General features: G+C 65.4%; 14 protein-coding genes. 6 read left to right on the top strand and 8 right to left on the bottom strand.

The features are described 5' to 3' along the window. Positions 1 to 1487 (top strand): OmpA family protein (locus tag AC1D34_RS23105; protein ID WP_476825442.1); only part of this gene is annotated, 1487 nt, incomplete at its 5' end. 535 nt (positions 1488 to 2022) lie between these two features. Here AC1D34_RS23105 and AC1D34_RS23100 read toward each other — a convergent pair. Together AC1D34_RS23100 and AC1D34_RS23095 are read right to left on the bottom strand one after the other, a co-directional pair. Next, positions 2023 to 2916 carry an alpha/beta fold hydrolase gene (locus tag AC1D34_RS23100; RefSeq protein WP_441504775.1) on the bottom strand — a complete coding sequence of 298 codons (894 nt, stop codon included), beginning with the start codon at positions 2914 to 2916 and terminating at the stop codon, positions 2023 to 2025. Between the two features lie 133 nt (positions 2917 to 3049). Further along, entirely contained in the window at positions 3050 to 5131 is a 2082-nt protein-coding gene (locus tag AC1D34_RS23095) for a lytic transglycosylase domain-containing protein (RefSeq protein ID WP_441504774.1), read from the bottom strand. 172 nt (positions 5132 to 5303) lie between these two features. Here AC1D34_RS23095 and dapA point away from each other — a divergent pair, with 172 nt between their 5' ends. From dapA to smpB, 3 genes are read left to right on the top strand one after another with little or no spacing between them, the layout of a single operon-like run. Next, on the top strand, positions 5304 to 6197 hold the full coding sequence (gene dapA / locus AC1D34_RS23090) for a 4-hydroxy-tetrahydrodipicolinate synthase (protein ID WP_441488731.1): 894 nt from the start codon (positions 5304 to 5306) through the stop codon (positions 6195 to 6197). Between the two features lie 52 nt (positions 6198 to 6249). Beyond that, the gene (locus tag AC1D34_RS23085) at positions 6250 to 6567 is read left to right on the top strand and encodes an FMN-binding negative transcriptional regulator (protein WP_441504773.1); all 318 of its coding nucleotides are present in this window, start codon (positions 6250 to 6252) and stop codon (positions 6565 to 6567) included. Then, on the top strand, positions 6564 to 7037 hold the full coding sequence (gene smpB / locus AC1D34_RS23080; protein WP_441488729.1) for an SsrA-binding protein SmpB: 474 nt from the start codon (positions 6564 to 6566) through the stop codon (positions 7035 to 7037). Before AC1D34_RS23085 ends, smpB begins: the two co-directional genes overlap by 4 nt. A 95-nt stretch (positions 7038 to 7132) precedes the next feature. Here smpB and AC1D34_RS23075 read toward each other — a convergent pair whose 3' ends face one another. The 6 genes from AC1D34_RS23075 to AC1D34_RS23050 form a co-directional block, all read right to left on the bottom strand. Further along, positions 7133 to 7867 (bottom strand): superoxide dismutase, encoded by a 735-nt coding sequence (locus AC1D34_RS23075; protein WP_441488728.1) that lies wholly within the window; start codon positions 7865 to 7867, stop codon positions 7133 to 7135. A gap of 120 nt (positions 7868 to 7987) precedes the next feature. Further along, a complete protein-coding gene (locus AC1D34_RS23070; protein WP_441488727.1) occupies positions 7988 to 8608 on the bottom strand; it encodes a LabA-like NYN domain-containing protein in 621 nt (206 codons plus the stop codon). A gap of 177 nt (positions 8609 to 8785) precedes the next feature. Continuing rightward, positions 8786 to 9370, bottom strand: a complete 585-nt coding sequence (pyrE, locus tag AC1D34_RS23065; RefSeq protein ID WP_476825441.1) for an orotate phosphoribosyltransferase — start codon at positions 9368 to 9370, stop codon at positions 8786 to 8788. Between the two features lie 217 nt (positions 9371 to 9587). Then, entirely contained in the window at positions 9588 to 11795 is a 2208-nt protein-coding gene (locus tag AC1D34_RS23060) for a RelA/SpoT family protein (protein ID WP_476825443.1), read from the bottom strand. Positions 11796 to 11943: 148 nt separating this feature from the next. Next, positions 11944 to 12336: a DNA-directed RNA polymerase subunit omega gene (rpoZ, locus tag AC1D34_RS23055; protein ID WP_069877018.1), complete on the bottom strand. Its 393-nt coding sequence runs from the start codon at positions 12334 to 12336 to the stop codon at positions 11944 to 11946. A 97-nt stretch (positions 12337 to 12433) separates the two neighbouring features. Beyond that, a complete protein-coding gene (locus tag AC1D34_RS23050; protein WP_441504771.1) occupies positions 12434 to 14185 on the bottom strand; it encodes an ATP-binding protein in 1752 nt (583 codons plus the stop codon). Positions 14186 to 14378: 193 nt separating this feature from the next. Here AC1D34_RS23050 and AC1D34_RS23045 point away from each other — a divergent pair, with 193 nt between their 5' ends. Next, positions 14379 to 15131 (top strand): pyridoxine 5'-phosphate synthase, encoded by a 753-nt coding sequence (locus AC1D34_RS23045; RefSeq protein ID WP_441504770.1) that lies wholly within the window; start codon positions 14379 to 14381, stop codon positions 15129 to 15131. Between the two features lie 9 nt (positions 15132 to 15140). Next, positions 15141 to 15545, top strand: a complete 405-nt coding sequence (gene acpS / locus AC1D34_RS23040; RefSeq protein WP_113518170.1) for a holo-ACP synthase — start codon at positions 15141 to 15143, stop codon at positions 15543 to 15545. The last annotated feature ends 150 nt before the right edge of the window (positions 15546 to 15695 follow it).

The following is a 15695-nucleotide window of genomic DNA, read 5'->3' as shown; positions in this document are numbered from 1 at the left end:
CCATTGGCGATCTTGCCCGGCTCCGCCGCGGCAAGGCCGAGCTCGATGCCGGCAGCTACAGGCTGTCCGGCGACGGGCCCGAGGATTTCGAATCCTGCCAGGCCTTGCAACTGCTGATCGCGCAGACGGACGGGCCGGATTCGGTTGTGCAGGCCAACATCATCTGCCCGCCGGCGCCCCCTCCTATGCCAGCCATGCCGGAGATTCCACCGCTCTTTGTTCCGGCCGAACCTCCTGCGCCTTCGGAGCCTGCAACACCTCCTGCGCCTCAGCGCGGTGAGGTGCCATCGCCCGGCAGCTCCCACGCCAGTGCCGGTGAGGCGAAGGCGCCCATCCCGGTACGCGCTGTGCCCGAGCGCACGGTTCCGCTGCAATGGCGGGCGGAGAAGACCGAGCAGGGCGTCGTGCTGAGCGGCCTCGTTCCCGACGAGGCGGCGAGACAGGGCGTGCTGCAATCGGCCGACCGCGGGGCGGATGCGGGTCGCATCGCTGATCGCATGACGGGTGAACCGAAGCTGCGTGAAGCTCCGGATTTCGGCACGGCGACCAGCTTCCTGCTGGATCTGCTCGGCAGGATGAGCAACGGCGTGGTTTCCATCGAGGGCACGCAGGCTTCGCTCTCGGGGGCCGTTGCCGACGAAGGGGCCTGGCGCGAAATCGAGGCCGCGCTCCGGCAGCAGCCTTTGCCGGGAGGCCTCACGGGCGCGCCGGATCTGGCGGGCCTTGGCCTGCGCCCCTTCGGTCTGACGATTTCGGCGGATCGCTCGGGCGTCGGCCTGTCCGGCTATTTGCCTGATGAGCAGACGCGCTCGGCGCTTCTGGCGTTGCTGGACGGCTCACCCTTGCAGGGCAAGATCGTGGACGAGACGCGCATCGTGCCCGGAGCGCCTGCCGGTTTCGGCGGCGCAGCTCGCGTCGCCGTGACCGATCTGCTCAGGCTGGATCTCGGCACCGCGCGCCTGGTCGATGGCAAGGTCGAGCTGCAGGGGTTGACCTGCCGCGAGCTGATCAAGGGCGAGGTCGAGACCAGCGCCGCGAGCGGGCTGCCTGCCGGCTTTTCAGGCCAGGCGGAGATCGGCTTGCGCCAGACGGGTTGCGTCACGGAACCGCCCAACACCTGCCAGAACGACCTCGATGCCTTGACCAAGCGCCAGTCCGTGCTGTTCGGCCAGGGCACAGCTGTGGTCGTGCTCGATGCGACCACGGAACGGGCCATGGCGGAAGCATCCGCGATCCTCAAGCAATGCCCGGATGTGCGCGTCACGGTCGAGGGGCATGCCAATCTCGATGGCGAGCGGCGCGGGTTCGACAATGTCGATCTTTCGAACCGGCGCGCTCGGCGCGTGCTTGATGAGTTGGTCATACGCGGCATCAGCGCTGCCCGGCTCGAGCCGAAGGGCTTTGGCGCGCAGCGACCGCTCGTTCCCCATGACGAGCCGGAGGCGAAGGCCATGAACCGTCGCGTCCAGTTCACGGTCGAGAAGTAGGGATCGCTGGCATGCTCTACCTGGCCACCCAGTTCGCATGGTTCCTGCTCGCGGCCTTCGGCATCGGCCTAGCCATGGGCTGGATCACCTGCACAGGAGGGAAGGTCCGTTTCTGGACCAGTCCGATCACCCTGCTCGTGGGCGTCTGGGCCGTGGTCGCCGCGCTCACCTGGCTGCAGGTGGTGAATGGTGTTGCCGCGCTCTGGCTGGAGACCGCGCTCCTTTATGTCGCGGCCTATCTGGCGGGCTGTTGTCTCGCCTGCTTTGTCCGCACGATCTTCGCTCACCGCGATTCAGTTCTCGCCATAGCCGGCGCCAATGCCGGTTCGAGGCGTATTCGCTCGCAGCCGGCATCGAGACCGCGTTTTCGACACGGGCCCGCGCCGGTGAGGTCGAGGCCTCGCGTGACGATGGTACGCAGGGGCAGGGCAATGTCGCCGGCGTCCCCGAAGACGGAGCCGACGGCAAGCGGCGGTAAATCCTCGATTTCAGTGAGCCCGGCGTGTTGCGACCGCCGGGGGGGGCGGCCCAAGACTCAGGCGGCGCGCTTCTCCGCCTTGCCGATCAGCTTGCCAATGCGCCGCACCATGTCCTTCGATCCGAGCAGGGGCGCATGGCCCTGTCCCGGTGCGACGAAGATCTCGCAATCGGGATGGCGCTCCCCCATCTCGCGCAGCGTCTCCTCCGAGAGAAGATCGGAATTGGCGCCACGGATCGCCAGAATCGGCACGGCGTTCAGCCCGGCGAAATAGGTCCAGAGCACGGGCAGCGGCGCCTCGAGGTCGAGTTCCTCCAGGATCTTCATCAGATTAGGGTCGTAATCGGTGACGAGATGTCCATCGCGCTCGGTCCAGGTCCGACGCGCCATTATCTCCCATTCCCGTTCGCCGAAAGCCGGGAATTGCTGGTCAGACAAGCGCTTGAGGATTTCGGCGCCTTCGACAAAGCTGCGCGGGCTTGGCAGCTTGCCGACATAGCCGCGGATCCGCAGCAATCCGCGCGCATCGATTACCGGGCCGACATCGTTCAGGACGACGCCCTTGATCATGGCCGGGCGCGCCGCCGCCAGCGCCATCGTCAGCAGGCCGCCGCGCGAGGTTCCGACGAACACGGCGGCCTCGATGCCGGCCGCCGTGAGCAGCTGCATCATGTCGTCGAGCTCGACCCGAATATCGTAATTGGCCCAGTTCCTGTCATAGGCGGAGCGCCCGCGCCCGCGGTAATCGAGCGCCAGGACGCGCCGTGGTTTGGCCTCGTCCCCTGCCAGCGCCATCGCCAGTTCGTGGAAGTCGGCGGCCGTTCGCGCCAGCCCCGGCAGGCAGACCACCGGCAGGGCGTGCGAGGCGAGGGGACCGTAATCGCGGGCGTGGAGCTTCAGGCCGTCGCGGGCACTGATAAAGAAGGAGCGGAAACCGCTATCAGAATCCATTCGCCCTCCGGCGGCGCTGCAAGAGGCTGGACTAAAGCATCTTCAGGCGAAATGGGCACTGGTCCCAGTCAAGAAAATCCGCCGGAACGGAGCAGGCGAGGGGGCTCCGGCCGTGAAGGGCCGGAGATCCCGCCTAATCCCGCGTCCAGGTCCGCTTCAGGTCGTAATCGATCAGATAGGCGGTACGCTGGTTCAGCCTCTGCCGGTAGACCTGCAGGTTCTCCATCACACGCTGGACGTAGTTGCGCGTCTCGTAGATCGAGATGCGCTCGACCCAGTCGACGGCATCGACATCGCTTTTGCGAGGGTCGCCATAGGCGTCGATCCAGCGCTTCACATTGCCGGAGCCGGCATTATAGGCCGCGAAGCTCAGGATATAGGAGCCGCGCCATTCCCGGATCAGGTCGTTGAGATGGGCCGCGCCCATCTGCGCCGAATAAAGCGCATCGCTGCCGAGCCGCGGAAGGTCGAACGGCATATTGGCCCGTCGGGCCGTTTCCCGGGCCGTCGCCGGCATCATCTGCATCAGCCCGCGTGCGCCGGCATGCGAGACCGCATTGGGATCGAAGGCGCTTTCCTGCCGGGCGATGGCGTGGACGATCGCCCGCTCCATCGGGTCGCCCAGCACGGGGAAGTCCGGCACGCCGGAGGTGGGGAACGCGGCGGTGTCGAGCGGGAAGCCGCGCTGCAGGGCGGTCTTGCCGATCGTCAGCAGGGTCCTGACATCGCCTTCACGGCTGGCGATCGCGGCCACGGCTTCCAGCGCGGTCGTCGTATGCAGGCGCTGCGACAGATCGACCAGCATGGTGGCTGCAAGATCGCGCGCGCCGATCTGGTAGAGGAGGCGCACACCCTGATGACCGGGCAAATGTTCGAGCGCCGCCGATTCCGTCGTGCGGATCGGCAGGTCCGGTAGGCCGAGCTTGGCCCGGGCAAGCTGACCGTAATAGGCGACGGAATGAGCCGCCGCGCGCTCATAGGCCTCCTGGGCGCGCTCGGTCAGCCCGATCGCTTCGGCCGCGCGGCCTTGCCAATAGGCGACGCGCGCGACCGAGACCGGCGTTTCCGCCCATTTGGCTGCCTCGTCGAAATGGGCGAGAGCCAGGCCGGGCTGATCCCGAAACCGCAGCGCGATCCAGCCTGCGTGCCATTCCGCGTCGATGCGCTCGGCGGCGCCTTCGGCGCCATGACCGGCTGCGACCTCATAGGCCTTGGCGGCATCGCCCTCGTCGAGAAGCTTGCGCGCGATCAGGCGCCGCTCCGTCCACCATTCGTCGCCATCGCCGAGCAGGGCCGGGTCGCGCGGCACCTTGGCGAGAATCTGCGCGGCTTCGCCGGCCTTGTTGGCGCGCCGGGCCTGCTGCACCTGCAGAAAGGTGAAGGAGAGATCGTTGCGGAGCGACGCCGGCACGGCCGCTATCAGTGCGGGCGCGATCGTGCCCTTAGACTGCGCGCTGGCGAGCCGCGCCTTGGCGAGCAGGACATAATCGGTGGAGACACGCGCGGCATTGCGCAGCGCCGCCGCATTGTTCTCCTCAAAGAGATAGCGTTCCGTGCGCAGGCGATGGTCGGTCACTGTGAGCCGGTCGCCGAAGCTGTTCAGGACGATCGCTTCCAGCGGCGCGCCGAGATGGTCGCGCCGCCAGGTTTCGCGGATCAGCACCATCGCATCGTCGGGCTTGCCGTCAGCCTTCAGGGCCATGGCCAGCGCCACGCGGCCGACCGGGCTGATCGGGCGCTGCGCATGGAAGAAGGCCCGGATCACGGCCACGCTTTTCTTCTCGGCAATCAGCGCGGCCTCGGCGCGGCGGCGGAACAATGTCGTTGCCGGATAGTTCGGATAGGTCTCGAGAAAGGCGTTGATGCGGGCAAAGCCCACCGTGCTGCCGCCGAAGCGGATCGCGGCCCATTCGAGCATGGCGCGCGTCGCGCGGTCGTCGAAGGCCGAGGCGAAGGCATCGCCCTCGGTCACCGTACCACGGCGATAGGCCTCGACCGCAGTCTTGAGAGCGCCCTGATCGGCTGGCGCGTCGGCGCGCAACTGCTCGTCGGGCGAGCGCAGGAGCGCCGCCGTCGTCGCAGGATCGGCAATGGCCGCAACACGGTCCTTCTGCAGGACGTGGTCGGCGTCGTTGGTCGCTTGGGCACTCGCAGTCACAAGGAGTGCAGGCACGGCCCATGAAAGGAGCCGTCGAGAGGCAGGCAGCCGTACCATGGTGGATTTCCCCGGGATGGCGCTTGGACTTCGATGGTCGGCGAAGGGTCTTGATGGACCGTTAACTAACGTGCAAGCGATTTTTGACGGGCTTTCGCCTTTGCGCATGCGGTGGGAGGCGGTATGTCTGTCGCCCGCTACACACGGATTTTGTTCTTAGGACGGCTCGATCATGACCAAGCATGCGCCTATCACCGGCTCGCTCACAGCCTTGGTGACCCCGTTCAAGGGCGGCAGGATCGACGAGGATGGCCTGCGCGCGCTGATCGCCTGGCAGATTGAAAGCGGCAGCCATGGCTTCGTGCCCGTGGGCACCACCGGCGAGAGCCCGACGCTCAGCCATGACGAGCACAAGCGAGTCATCGAGATCTGCCTCGATGCGGTAAAGGGTCGCGTTCCCGTCATCGCCGGAGCCGGCTCGAACAACACGGCCGAGGCGATCGACCTCGCGATCCATGCCGAGAAGGCCGGTGCGCCGGCGCTGCTGGTGGTCACGCCCTATTACAACAAGCCGACCCAGGAGGGCATGTACCAGCACTTCAAGGCGGTGAACGACGCGGTCGGCATCCCGATCATCATCTACAACATCCCGCCGCGCTCGGTGGTCGACATGTCGGTCGAGACCATGGCGCGGCTCTACGAGCTGAAGAACATCGCGGGCGTCAAGGACGCGACCGCCAATCTCGCCCGCGTCTCGCAGCAGCGCCACGCCATGGGGCCGGAGTTCATCCAGCTCTCGGGCGAGGACATGACGGCGCTGGCCTATATGGCGGCCGGCGGCCATGGCTGCATCTCGGTTGTCGCCAATGTTGCGCCGCGCCTCTGCTCCGAATTGATGGTGGCCGCGCTCAAGGGCGATTTCGCTGGTGCGCTGAAGGTCCAGGACCGGCTCGTGCCGCTGCACGACGCGGTGTTCAAGGAGCCGGGCCTTGCCGGCGCCAAGCATGGGCTCAAGCTGCTCGGCCGGATCGAGGAGGAGGTTCGCCTGCCGCTGATGCCGGTGACGCCCCCGACCGGCAAGGTTATCCGCGAGGCCATGGTTCACGCCGGGCTGTTGAATGCCTAGATAGAGAGTTGCGTTCGCCCGGGGTGCTCGGCGAACCGCCCCGGAGCCGCTGATGTACGAACCGAGCCATTTCAAGGTTGAAGACCGGGACGCGTTGCACGGCGTCATTCGCGCGTATCCGCTCGCCATAGTGGCGGCCGGCGCCGACGGCCTTCTCGCCGACCCCGAGCCGTTCATTGCGGCGCAGGCCCGCGGCATTGTCGGCATCGAAATCGAGATCGCCTCGATCATCGGCAAGTTCAAACTCAGCCAGAACCGGCAGGACGCCGACAGGCTGGGAGTTCTCAACGGCCTGAGTGCTGACTCCGAAACGGAGTCGCAGGCCATGGCGGGTCTCGTGAAGACCTATGGATTTGGTCACCCGGCATGAGCAAGCCTGATCCCGAGCGCTATCGCCTCGCGGCCGATAACCGCAAGGCGCGTTACAATTACGAGATCATCGAGACGCTCGAGGCCGGCATCGCGTTGCAGGGCACGGAGATCAAGTCCCTGCGCGGTGGCAAGGCGACGATCGGGGAGAGCTATGCCGGGCCGATGGGGACCGAACTCTATCTGTTCAACGCCCATATCCCGGAATATCTCGAAGCCAACCGCTTCAACCATGATGTCCGCCGGCCGCGGAAGCTGCTGCTGCATCGTCGTCAGATCAACAAGCTGATGGGCGCGATCCAGCGCGACGGCTTCACGGTGATCCCGCTCAAGGTCTATTTCAACGACAAGGGCCGCGCGAAGGTCGAACTCGGGCTTGGCCGCGGCAAGAAGCTGCATGACAAGCGCGAGACCGAAAAGACCCGCGACTGGAACCGCGACAAGGCGCGGATCATGAAAACCGGCGGCTGAACCGACAGGGCTTTCCGAAAGGGCGATCGTCACGGAAAAAGGGCCGCGCGAGCGGCCCTTTTTCCTTCTCAGGGCGTCCATCCAAAAACAGAAGGTTAGATCATCGCCTTCTTGAAATTGGCGTTGGCCTTGTCCCAGTTCACCGTCTTCCACCACGCCGCCAGATAGTCGGCGCGGCGGCTCTGGTGCTTGAGATAATAGGCGTGTTCCCAGACATCGACACCGACGACCGCCTTKGCGCCGAGTTCGAGCGGGGTGTCCTGATTGGCGGTGCTGACGATCGCGAGCTTCTTGTCCTTGCCGACGACCAGCCAGGCCCAGCCGGAGCCGAAGCGGCCCAGGGCGGCGGCGTTGAGCTTGGTCGCCATATCGCTCACCGAACCGAGCGAGGCCTCGACCGCGCTCTTGAGTTCGGGTGAGGGCTGCTCCGCGCCGCCCGGCGTCATCAGTTCCCAGAAGAACGTGTGGTTCCAGTGGCCGCCGACATTGTTGCGGACGCCGGTGCGAACGTTCTCGGGAACCGCGCTGAGATCGGCCAGCACGGTCTCGATTGGCGTCGTCCTCAGGTCCGCCCATTGATTGGCCAGCGCGTTGGCGTTGTTCACATAGGCCTGATGATGGGCGGTGTGATGGATACGCATGGTGGCGGCGTCGATATTGGGCTCCAGCGCCTCATAGGCATAGCCGAGCGGCGGCAACGTGAAGGCGGGTGCAGCCGCCGGTGCGGCGGGAGCAGGCGTAGCCTGCGCCAGGACGAGAGCGGGCTTGGCGATGACGAAAACGCCCGCGGAGCTCCCCGCGAGCCCGGCGAGAAAATGACGGCGATGCATGATGAGGCCTCCCAGTCCCGTTGTTGCCATAGCCGGCCCGGCCGAATCACATGGCGGCCTGGGGCCTCGCTCCAACGGTCGTATCACAGCCCCTGACCACACGTCAGTGGCGTGCCGAAATCAGCCTTCGACCGGTTCGTCGCCCTGGCGGATGCCATAACGGCGTTCCAGTCCGGGATGGCCGGGCGTGCCCGCAGCGCCACTGCGCGGCGCGCGCTCCGAGGGGTCGCGCCCGATTTTCGCCATGAGATGCGAAAGGTCGAGGAACTCGTCGCATTGGCGGCGCAACTCGTCTGAGACCATGGGGGGATTGGTCGTGATGGTCGAGACCACCGAGACCTTTACACCCTTGCGTTGCACGGCTTCAACCAGTGGGCGAAAGTCACCATCGCCCGAGAACAAGTAGATCTGGTCAAGATGCGGCGCTAGTTCGAGCATTTCAATGGCGAGCTCGATGTCCATATTGCCTTTGACCCGGCGGCGACCGGTCGCATCGGTGAATTCTTTGGCCGCCTTGGTGATGACCCGGTAGCCGTTATAGTCGAGCCAGTCGACCAGTGGTCTGATCGACGAGTACTCTTCGCTTTCGACTAACGTAGTGAAGTAAAAGGCCCGGATGAGGTTGCCTCGTGCCTGGAATTCCTTCAACAGTCGACGGTAATCCATGTCGAAGCCAAGCTGCTTCGATGTGGCATAGAGGTTTGCCCCATCGATAAAAAGCGCGATGCGCGGCTCCGCCATGGGAACGACTCCAGTAAAAATCGAATCAAATACGTCAGATCGAAAGGATAGCGGTCAGGCAATGTCGAAAGATCGGCGAATTCTGATCAGCCAAGCACTAATTATGTGGCCACTTGCTGGAGTCTTGCAAGTGCGCTTGCTCAGGCTGGTCAGTTTCCTTGAGCCCCGCAGGGCCCTTCAGCTGGCGAGCCCCCGGCTGCCGGGCTTGACCGCCGGGATGGCGGCGARCTCGGGTGGCAGCGCGTCAGGAGCATAAGCCGGGATATCGAGAGCGACGAGGCTGACCAGTCTGACGCCGAGATCGGCCTTGCTGGCGGAACGGTCGACCAGGCAAGCGGCGCCGAGAATCTGGCCAGGTTCACCAGCGATCGAGGCCAGGCATTCGCGCGAGGAGAGGCCGGTGGTGACGATGTCTTCGACCATCACCACGCGCGCACCGGCGGGGATGGCGAAGCCGCGGCGCAGCTTGAACTGTCCGTCCTCGCGTTCGACGAACACCGCCTTGGCCTTGAGGTGCCGTGCTGTCTCGTAGCCCGGCACGATGCCGCCGACCGCGGGCGAGACGACATAGTCGACCTTGCCGAAWGTGGCTTCGATCTTGGCGGCAAGCGCCTTGCAGAGCCGCTCGGTGCGGACCGGGTCCTGGAAGATGAACATCTTCTGCAGGAAGACCGGGCTACGCAGGCCGGAAGACAGGATGAAATGACCTTCAAGCAATGCGCCGGCATCGCGGAATTCGGCCAGGACCTCGTCGTCGGTCATCGGTGCGCCTCGCAGATGGAGTTGATCCCATTGCCTGCGACGGGCACAGGCGAGTGCTTTTGCGCCGGAATGGCCTGCGTTTCAAGCGTGGGCCCGAGCGGAGCTGTGGAAGGCTGGCAGCGCATCGGCCGGAATATCGTATCCGGTCCGATGATCTGACCGCCTGTGATTGCATGGGCTTGCCCGAAAGCCGCAATCCGTTTTTCGGGCCGATGCTTTAGCCGACCACGCGCTCGACCCGGCTGATCACCCGTTTCTCGCGCAGCTCGCTGATGATGGCGCTGAGATGTTTCAGGTCCCAGACCGTGAGATCGATGGTGACATCGGTGAAGTCCGGCGTCGGCCGCACCATCGTCACCGCATCGATATTGCCGTCATGCTCGGCGATGGTGGTGGTGATCTGCGCCAGCGAGCCGGGTTCGTTGATCGAGTTGAGGGCGATGCGCGCCGGAAAGCGCTGGGGCGTCTTGTCGTCGAGATCCCAGCGCACGTCGAGCCAGCGATCGGGCTCGTTGTCGAAGGCCGCCAGCGAAGGCGACTGGATCGGATAGATCGTCACGCCTTCGCCAGGCGTCAGGATTCCGACGATGCGATCGCCCGGCACGGCGCCGCCATTCGGCGCGAAGCGCACCGGCAGATCGCCGCCGAGGCCACGGATCGGGATGGCATTGGCGCCCGGCGTCTCGCCGGGCAGCTTGAACTTGAGATTGTCGCCCTTGCGCAGCTCGAACCAGCCCTTGCCGTTGCTTTCGCCACGGGCTTCGGGCGTGGACCGCTTCTCCGGCTCGAGATCGGGATAGACCGCCTTGACGACGTCGCCCGAGAACATCTCGCCGCGCCCGACAGCGGCGAACACGTCGTCAACGGCGGTGCGGGCCAGCCGCTTGAGCGCCGCCTTGAGCTTTTCGTCGGTGAAGACACGCTCGGCGCGCATGAAGGCGCGTTCGAGGATCTGGCGGCCAAGGCCGGCATATTGCTTGCGCACGGCCGCGCGCGTCGCCCTTCGGATCGCGGCGCGCGCCTTGCCGGTTACGACGAGCGATTCCCAGGCCGCGGGGGGCACCTGCCCGTCGGCGCGGGTGATTTCGACCTCGTCGCCATTCTGCAGCTCGGTGAGCAGCGGCGCGATGCGGCCATTGATCTTGGCACCGACCGCGGTGTTGCCGACATCGGTATGGACCGCATAGGCGAAGTCGATCGGGGTCGCCCCGCGCGGCAGGGCGATCAGCCGGCCCTTGGGCGTGAAGCAGAAGACCTGGTCGTGGAAGAGCTCGAGCTTGGTGTGCTCCAGGAACTCTTCCGGATTGTCGCCCTCTGCGAGCAGGTCGACGGTGCGCCGCAGCCACTGATAGGCCCGGCTTTCATCGGCGGCACCGGAGAGCTYGGTGGTCCGTCCGTCCTTGTAATGGGCATGGGCCGCGATGCCGTATTCGGCGATGCGGTCCATCTTGTCGGTGCGAATCTGCAGTTCGACGCGGCTATGGCCCGGGCCGACCACCGTGGTGTGGATCGACCGATAGTCGTTCTGCTTCGGCGTCGAGATGTAGTCCTTGTAGCGCCCCGGAACCATCGGCCAGGTCGTGTGGACGATCCCGAGCACGCGGTAGCAATCCTCCAACTGGTCGACGATGACCCGGAAGCCGAAAATATCCGAAAGCTGCTCGAAGGAGACCGACTTGCGCTCCATCTTGCGCCAGATCGAGTAGGGGCGCTTGCGCCGTCCGGCGACCTCCGCCTGGATGCCGCGCGCGGCCAGCTTCTCCTTGAGATCGATCTCGATCGCGCTGATCACGGAGCCTTCGCGCTCGGTCACCTCTTCCAGGCGCTTGGTGATGGTGGAGTGGGCTTCCGGCTTGATATGGCGGAAGGCCAGTTCTTCCAGCTCCTCGCGCAGTTCCTGCATGCCCATCCGCCCGGCGAGCGGGGCATAGATCTCGGCCGTCTCCTCGGCGACGCGCAGCCGCTTCTCGGGCGGGACGAAATGCAGGGTGCGCATGTTGTGCAGCCGGTCGGCGAGCTTGACCAGGAGCACCCGGACATCTTCGGCGATGGCCAGCAGCAGCTTGCGGAAATTCTCGCCCTGGGCCGCCTTCTTCGAGACGAGGTCGAGTTTCTTGATCTTGGTCAAGCCGTCGACGAGCCGGCGGATATCCGGCCCGAACATGCTCTCGATCTCTTCGAGAGTGGCTGCCGTATCCTCGACGGTGTCGTGCAGGACGGCGGCGACGATCGTCGCATCGTCCAGCTTGAGATCGGTCAGGATCGCCGCGACTTCGAGGGGATGCGCGAAGAAGGGGTCGCCCGAGGCGCGCTTCTGTGTGCCATGCGCGCGCATGGCATAGACATACGCTCGGTTGAGCAGGTCTTCGTCGGTATTCGGATTATAGCTCCTGACCCGGTCAACGAGCTCGTATTGCCGCATCATGCCCATGCGGGCCCCTGTAACGCCTGCCAAGAATTGCAAAGGTTCAATATCGGCACKGCGTTCCGGCGGGGCAAGGCGATTCTATGCAGGGTAGGCATGAAAAAGCCCGGCAATGCCGGGCTTTAGCGTAGACTGGTGAACGCTTTGATCAGTCTTCGTCGTCGGCGCTCTCGGTCGGCGGCACGAGGCCGTCGAGGCCGCGCAGCAGATCTTCCTCGCTCATGCGATCGAACTGGACTTCCGAATCGGGCGTCGCTGCGCTGGACGGGCCGCTGGTCAGGAGCGGCACGGTCTCGGCCTCAGGCTCGTCGACCTCGACATGCTTCTGCAGCGAGTGGATCAGCTCTTCCTTCAAATCTTCGGGAGTGAGCTTCTCTTCGGCGATTTCGCGTAGCGCCACGACGGGGTTCTTGTCGTTGTCGCGGGGAACCAGAATCTGCGTGCCCGAAGCGATCATGCGGGCGCGGTGGCTGGCCAGCAGAACCAGCTCGAAGCGGTTCTCGACCTTGTCGATGCAGTCCTCAACGGTAACGCGAGCCATTGAACGGCTCCTTCTGATCTTGGCGATGCAGGGAAAGATTGATGTGAGCCGGCCATACAGGCAAAGCCGGGCGGATGCAAGATTTTGCTGCGCGCGCTTACCAGCTCTCGCCCTGCATCCGGCTGACCAGCTCGTCGAGCCTGGGCTCACGATGGGCCAGGCCGTCGAGGATCGATCCCCCCGCCATCGCCGGCAGCTCATGCGGCGCAAGCTCGGCAAAGCGCATGCGCATCGGCGTCGCCACGCCCTCGCCGAAGGCGATCGCCTCGCGATTGCCGATGGCCGAGAGGAAGCCGATCGTGCTCGCCGAGGCGTCGGCAATGGCCGAGCGGATGATCTGCTGGTCGCGGTCATTGGCGAGCCGCATCGCAAAGATGGTCGAGCATTGCGACAGGATCGTGGGATCGAGCTCGCCCGGGCGCTGGGTCACGACGCCGAGATAGGCGCCGTATTTGCGGCCTTCCTTGGCGATGCGGGCGATGGCTTGCCGGGTCGGCGTGAAGCCGAGCGACTGGTCCGCCGGCACATAGCGATGGGCTTCCTCGCAGAGCAGCAGCACCTCGTAGCCGCCATGGCTGAACATGGCGAGGTCGAAGGCGATGCGCGCCAGCACGGATGCGACGGCGTTGACGACATCGGCCGGCAGCCCGGCGAGCTGGAACACGCAGATCGGCCGGCCATGCTGCGGAATCCGGAAGATCTGGCCGATCACCTGGCCCATGCCTTCGACCATGTTCGCGCGTGCGAACATGAACTGGTAGCTCGGGTCGCCATAGAGGGCTTCGAGACGGACCTTCAGCGATCGCAGCGCGGCACGCGGATAACGGATCTCATGGAGCCCCATCAACTCGTCCAGGACGGCGAGCGCGTCGACCATCCTGTAGGGCAGGGGGGCGTCGCCGCTGGAGGCAGCGCCACCGGCCGCCGACCGCCGCGCCGTCGGATCGAGCGGCCGCTTCAGCAGCGAGGCGCCGAGGTCGCGGGCGAAGTCCTGAGCTGCGGGCTTGCGATAGCGGGTGCGGGCCGCGGCGATGACCTCGCGCAGGATGTCGATCTCGTCGAGATCGGGACGGCCGCGAAAGACGACATCGGCAAATTCTTCGAGGCGGAACATCCAGAAGGGCAGGTCGAGGCTCTGCGCATCGGTGACCACGGCCTTGTCGGGAAAGGCGTGGGCGTATTCGTTGTGCGGATCGAGGATCAGCACCCGCAGATGCGGCTTGGCGGCAATCGCCTTGCGCAGCAGCAGCGAGACGGCGCTGGACTTGCCGACGCCGGTCGTGCCGACCAGCGCGAAATGGCGCGACAGCAGATCGTCGATGCAGACCGTCGCCGGAATGGCGGCATCCTGCGTCAGGTGTCCGATGGCGACRCCGGCCCTGGCGCCGAGGTCATGCACCAGAGCAAGATCATGGGCCCGGATACGGTGCGCGATCGCGCCGACTGGCGGATAGGTGGTGATGCCGGTCTGGAAATAAGTGCGTCCGCCCTCGGCTTCCAGCACCTCGCCGAGCAGTTCCACTTCGATATGGACGGGATTGTCGGCCAGTTCGTCCCAGAATTCCCTGACGGCCTTGATCTCATAGACCATGCCGACGATCCGGCTGCGGCCGAGATTGATCGAGATCATCCGCCCGATCGTCCAGGCCTCGGGCGTTGCCGTGCCGGCGCGTGGGATGATGGTGCCGATCGTCGCACGCGCGCCATTGCATGACAGAACGCGGCCGATCGACCGGTCGGCCACCTGGCCGGCGGTGCGACGGTCCGGAATGATATCGTTTTCGAACTGGCCCTGATTGACGGAAATCTGCACGGCCCTGGGTCTCTCGATCTGATCTGGGTCAGGCATGAAAGGAGCGTGCGCGCTTAAGATTGGTTTCCAAGCCGCGGCAGCTTGGCGGCGCGGTTAGCAAATCGCGAAGAAGCCCGGGAAAGCTCTCGCGATATCCATCAGCGAACGTGGTCTTGCCGATCAATTTCCGTGCCTTGAGCCGGACCGGGCCAGGCGGTATGCACGCTGGCAACGGGCGAGGGGACTTGTGATGACAAATGGCCGGTTGCGACTGGGCGTGAACATCGATCACGTTGCTACGGTGCGCAATGCGCGTGGCGGAGCCCTGCCCGATCCGATCCGCGCCGCGCATCTTGCTGTCGAGGCCGGAGCCGACGGCATCACGGCGCATCTGCGCGAAGACCGGCGCCACATCCGCGATGCCGACATCGAGCGGCTGATGGCCGAACTCACCGTGCCCCTGAATTTCGAGATGGCAGCCACGGCGGAGATGATCGCGCTGGCTGAGCGCCTGAAGCCGCATGCGGCCTGCCTCGTGCCCGAGAAACGCGAGGAGCGCACGACCGAAGGCGGGCTCGATGTCGTCGGGCAGGAGCGTGCTTTGGCGCCAGCGATCGCGCAGCTCAACGAGGCGGGCTCCAGGGTGTCGCTCTTCATCGAGCCGGATGCTGCTCCGATCAGGATGGCGGCCAAGCTCGGCGCTCCGGTGGTCGAGCTGCATACCGGAACCTGGTGCCATGCCGTCATCGACGGCAAGCGGGACAAGGCCGATGCCGAGTTCCGCCGTCTTGCCGAAGGGGCTGCGCTTGCGGCCTCGCTTGGACTCGAAGTTCATGCCGGCCATGGGCTCGATTACGACACCGCGCGCGAATTGGCGGTCGTTCCCGATTTCGTCGAGTTCAATATTGGCCACTTCCTGGTCGGCGAGGCGCTCTTCATCGGCTTGGAGCAGGCGATCGTGCAGATGCGTGCAGCCATGGACGAAGGGCGCGCGGCCAAGTAGACCGGCTGCATGATCCTCGGCATCGGCTCCGACCTCTGCGATATCCGCCGCATCGAGCAATCGCTGGAGCGGTTCGGCGAGCGCTTCACCCATCGCATCTTTACCGAGGGCGAGCGGGCCAAGTCGGACCGCCGCGCCACCCGGGCGGCCTCCTATGCCCGCCGCTTCGCCGCCAAGGAGGCCTGCTCCAAGGCGCTTGGCACCGGTCTGAGTCGCGGCGTGTTCTGGCGCGATATGGAGGTGGTGAACCTGCCCGGCGGCCAGCCGACGATGCGGTTGACCGGCGGCGCCGCCGAGCGCCTCGCAGCGATGCTGCCGCCAGGGCATGAAGCCTTCGTCCATGTCTCGCTGACCGATGATCCGCCAATGGCGCAGGCTTTCGTCGTGATCGAGGCGCGACCGCTTCTTCCCTGACAGGGAGTACGGGCATGTCTGGTGGTGTCGGCGACGCGGAACGCGAGGAGCGTGCCCGCGCGAGCTTCAGAGGGCAGGTTGAGGCCTGTCGCAGGCTTGGATCCCCCTTCACGGCCCTGTTCTGCGAGGTGATGGCGGAGCTGCTCGATC

The sequence above is a fragment of the Allobosea sp. P1_A7 genome (genome assembly GCF_056406775.1).
The sequence above is the reverse complement of the archived record's forward strand: the minus strand, read 5'-3'. Positions and strand labels throughout refer to the sequence as shown.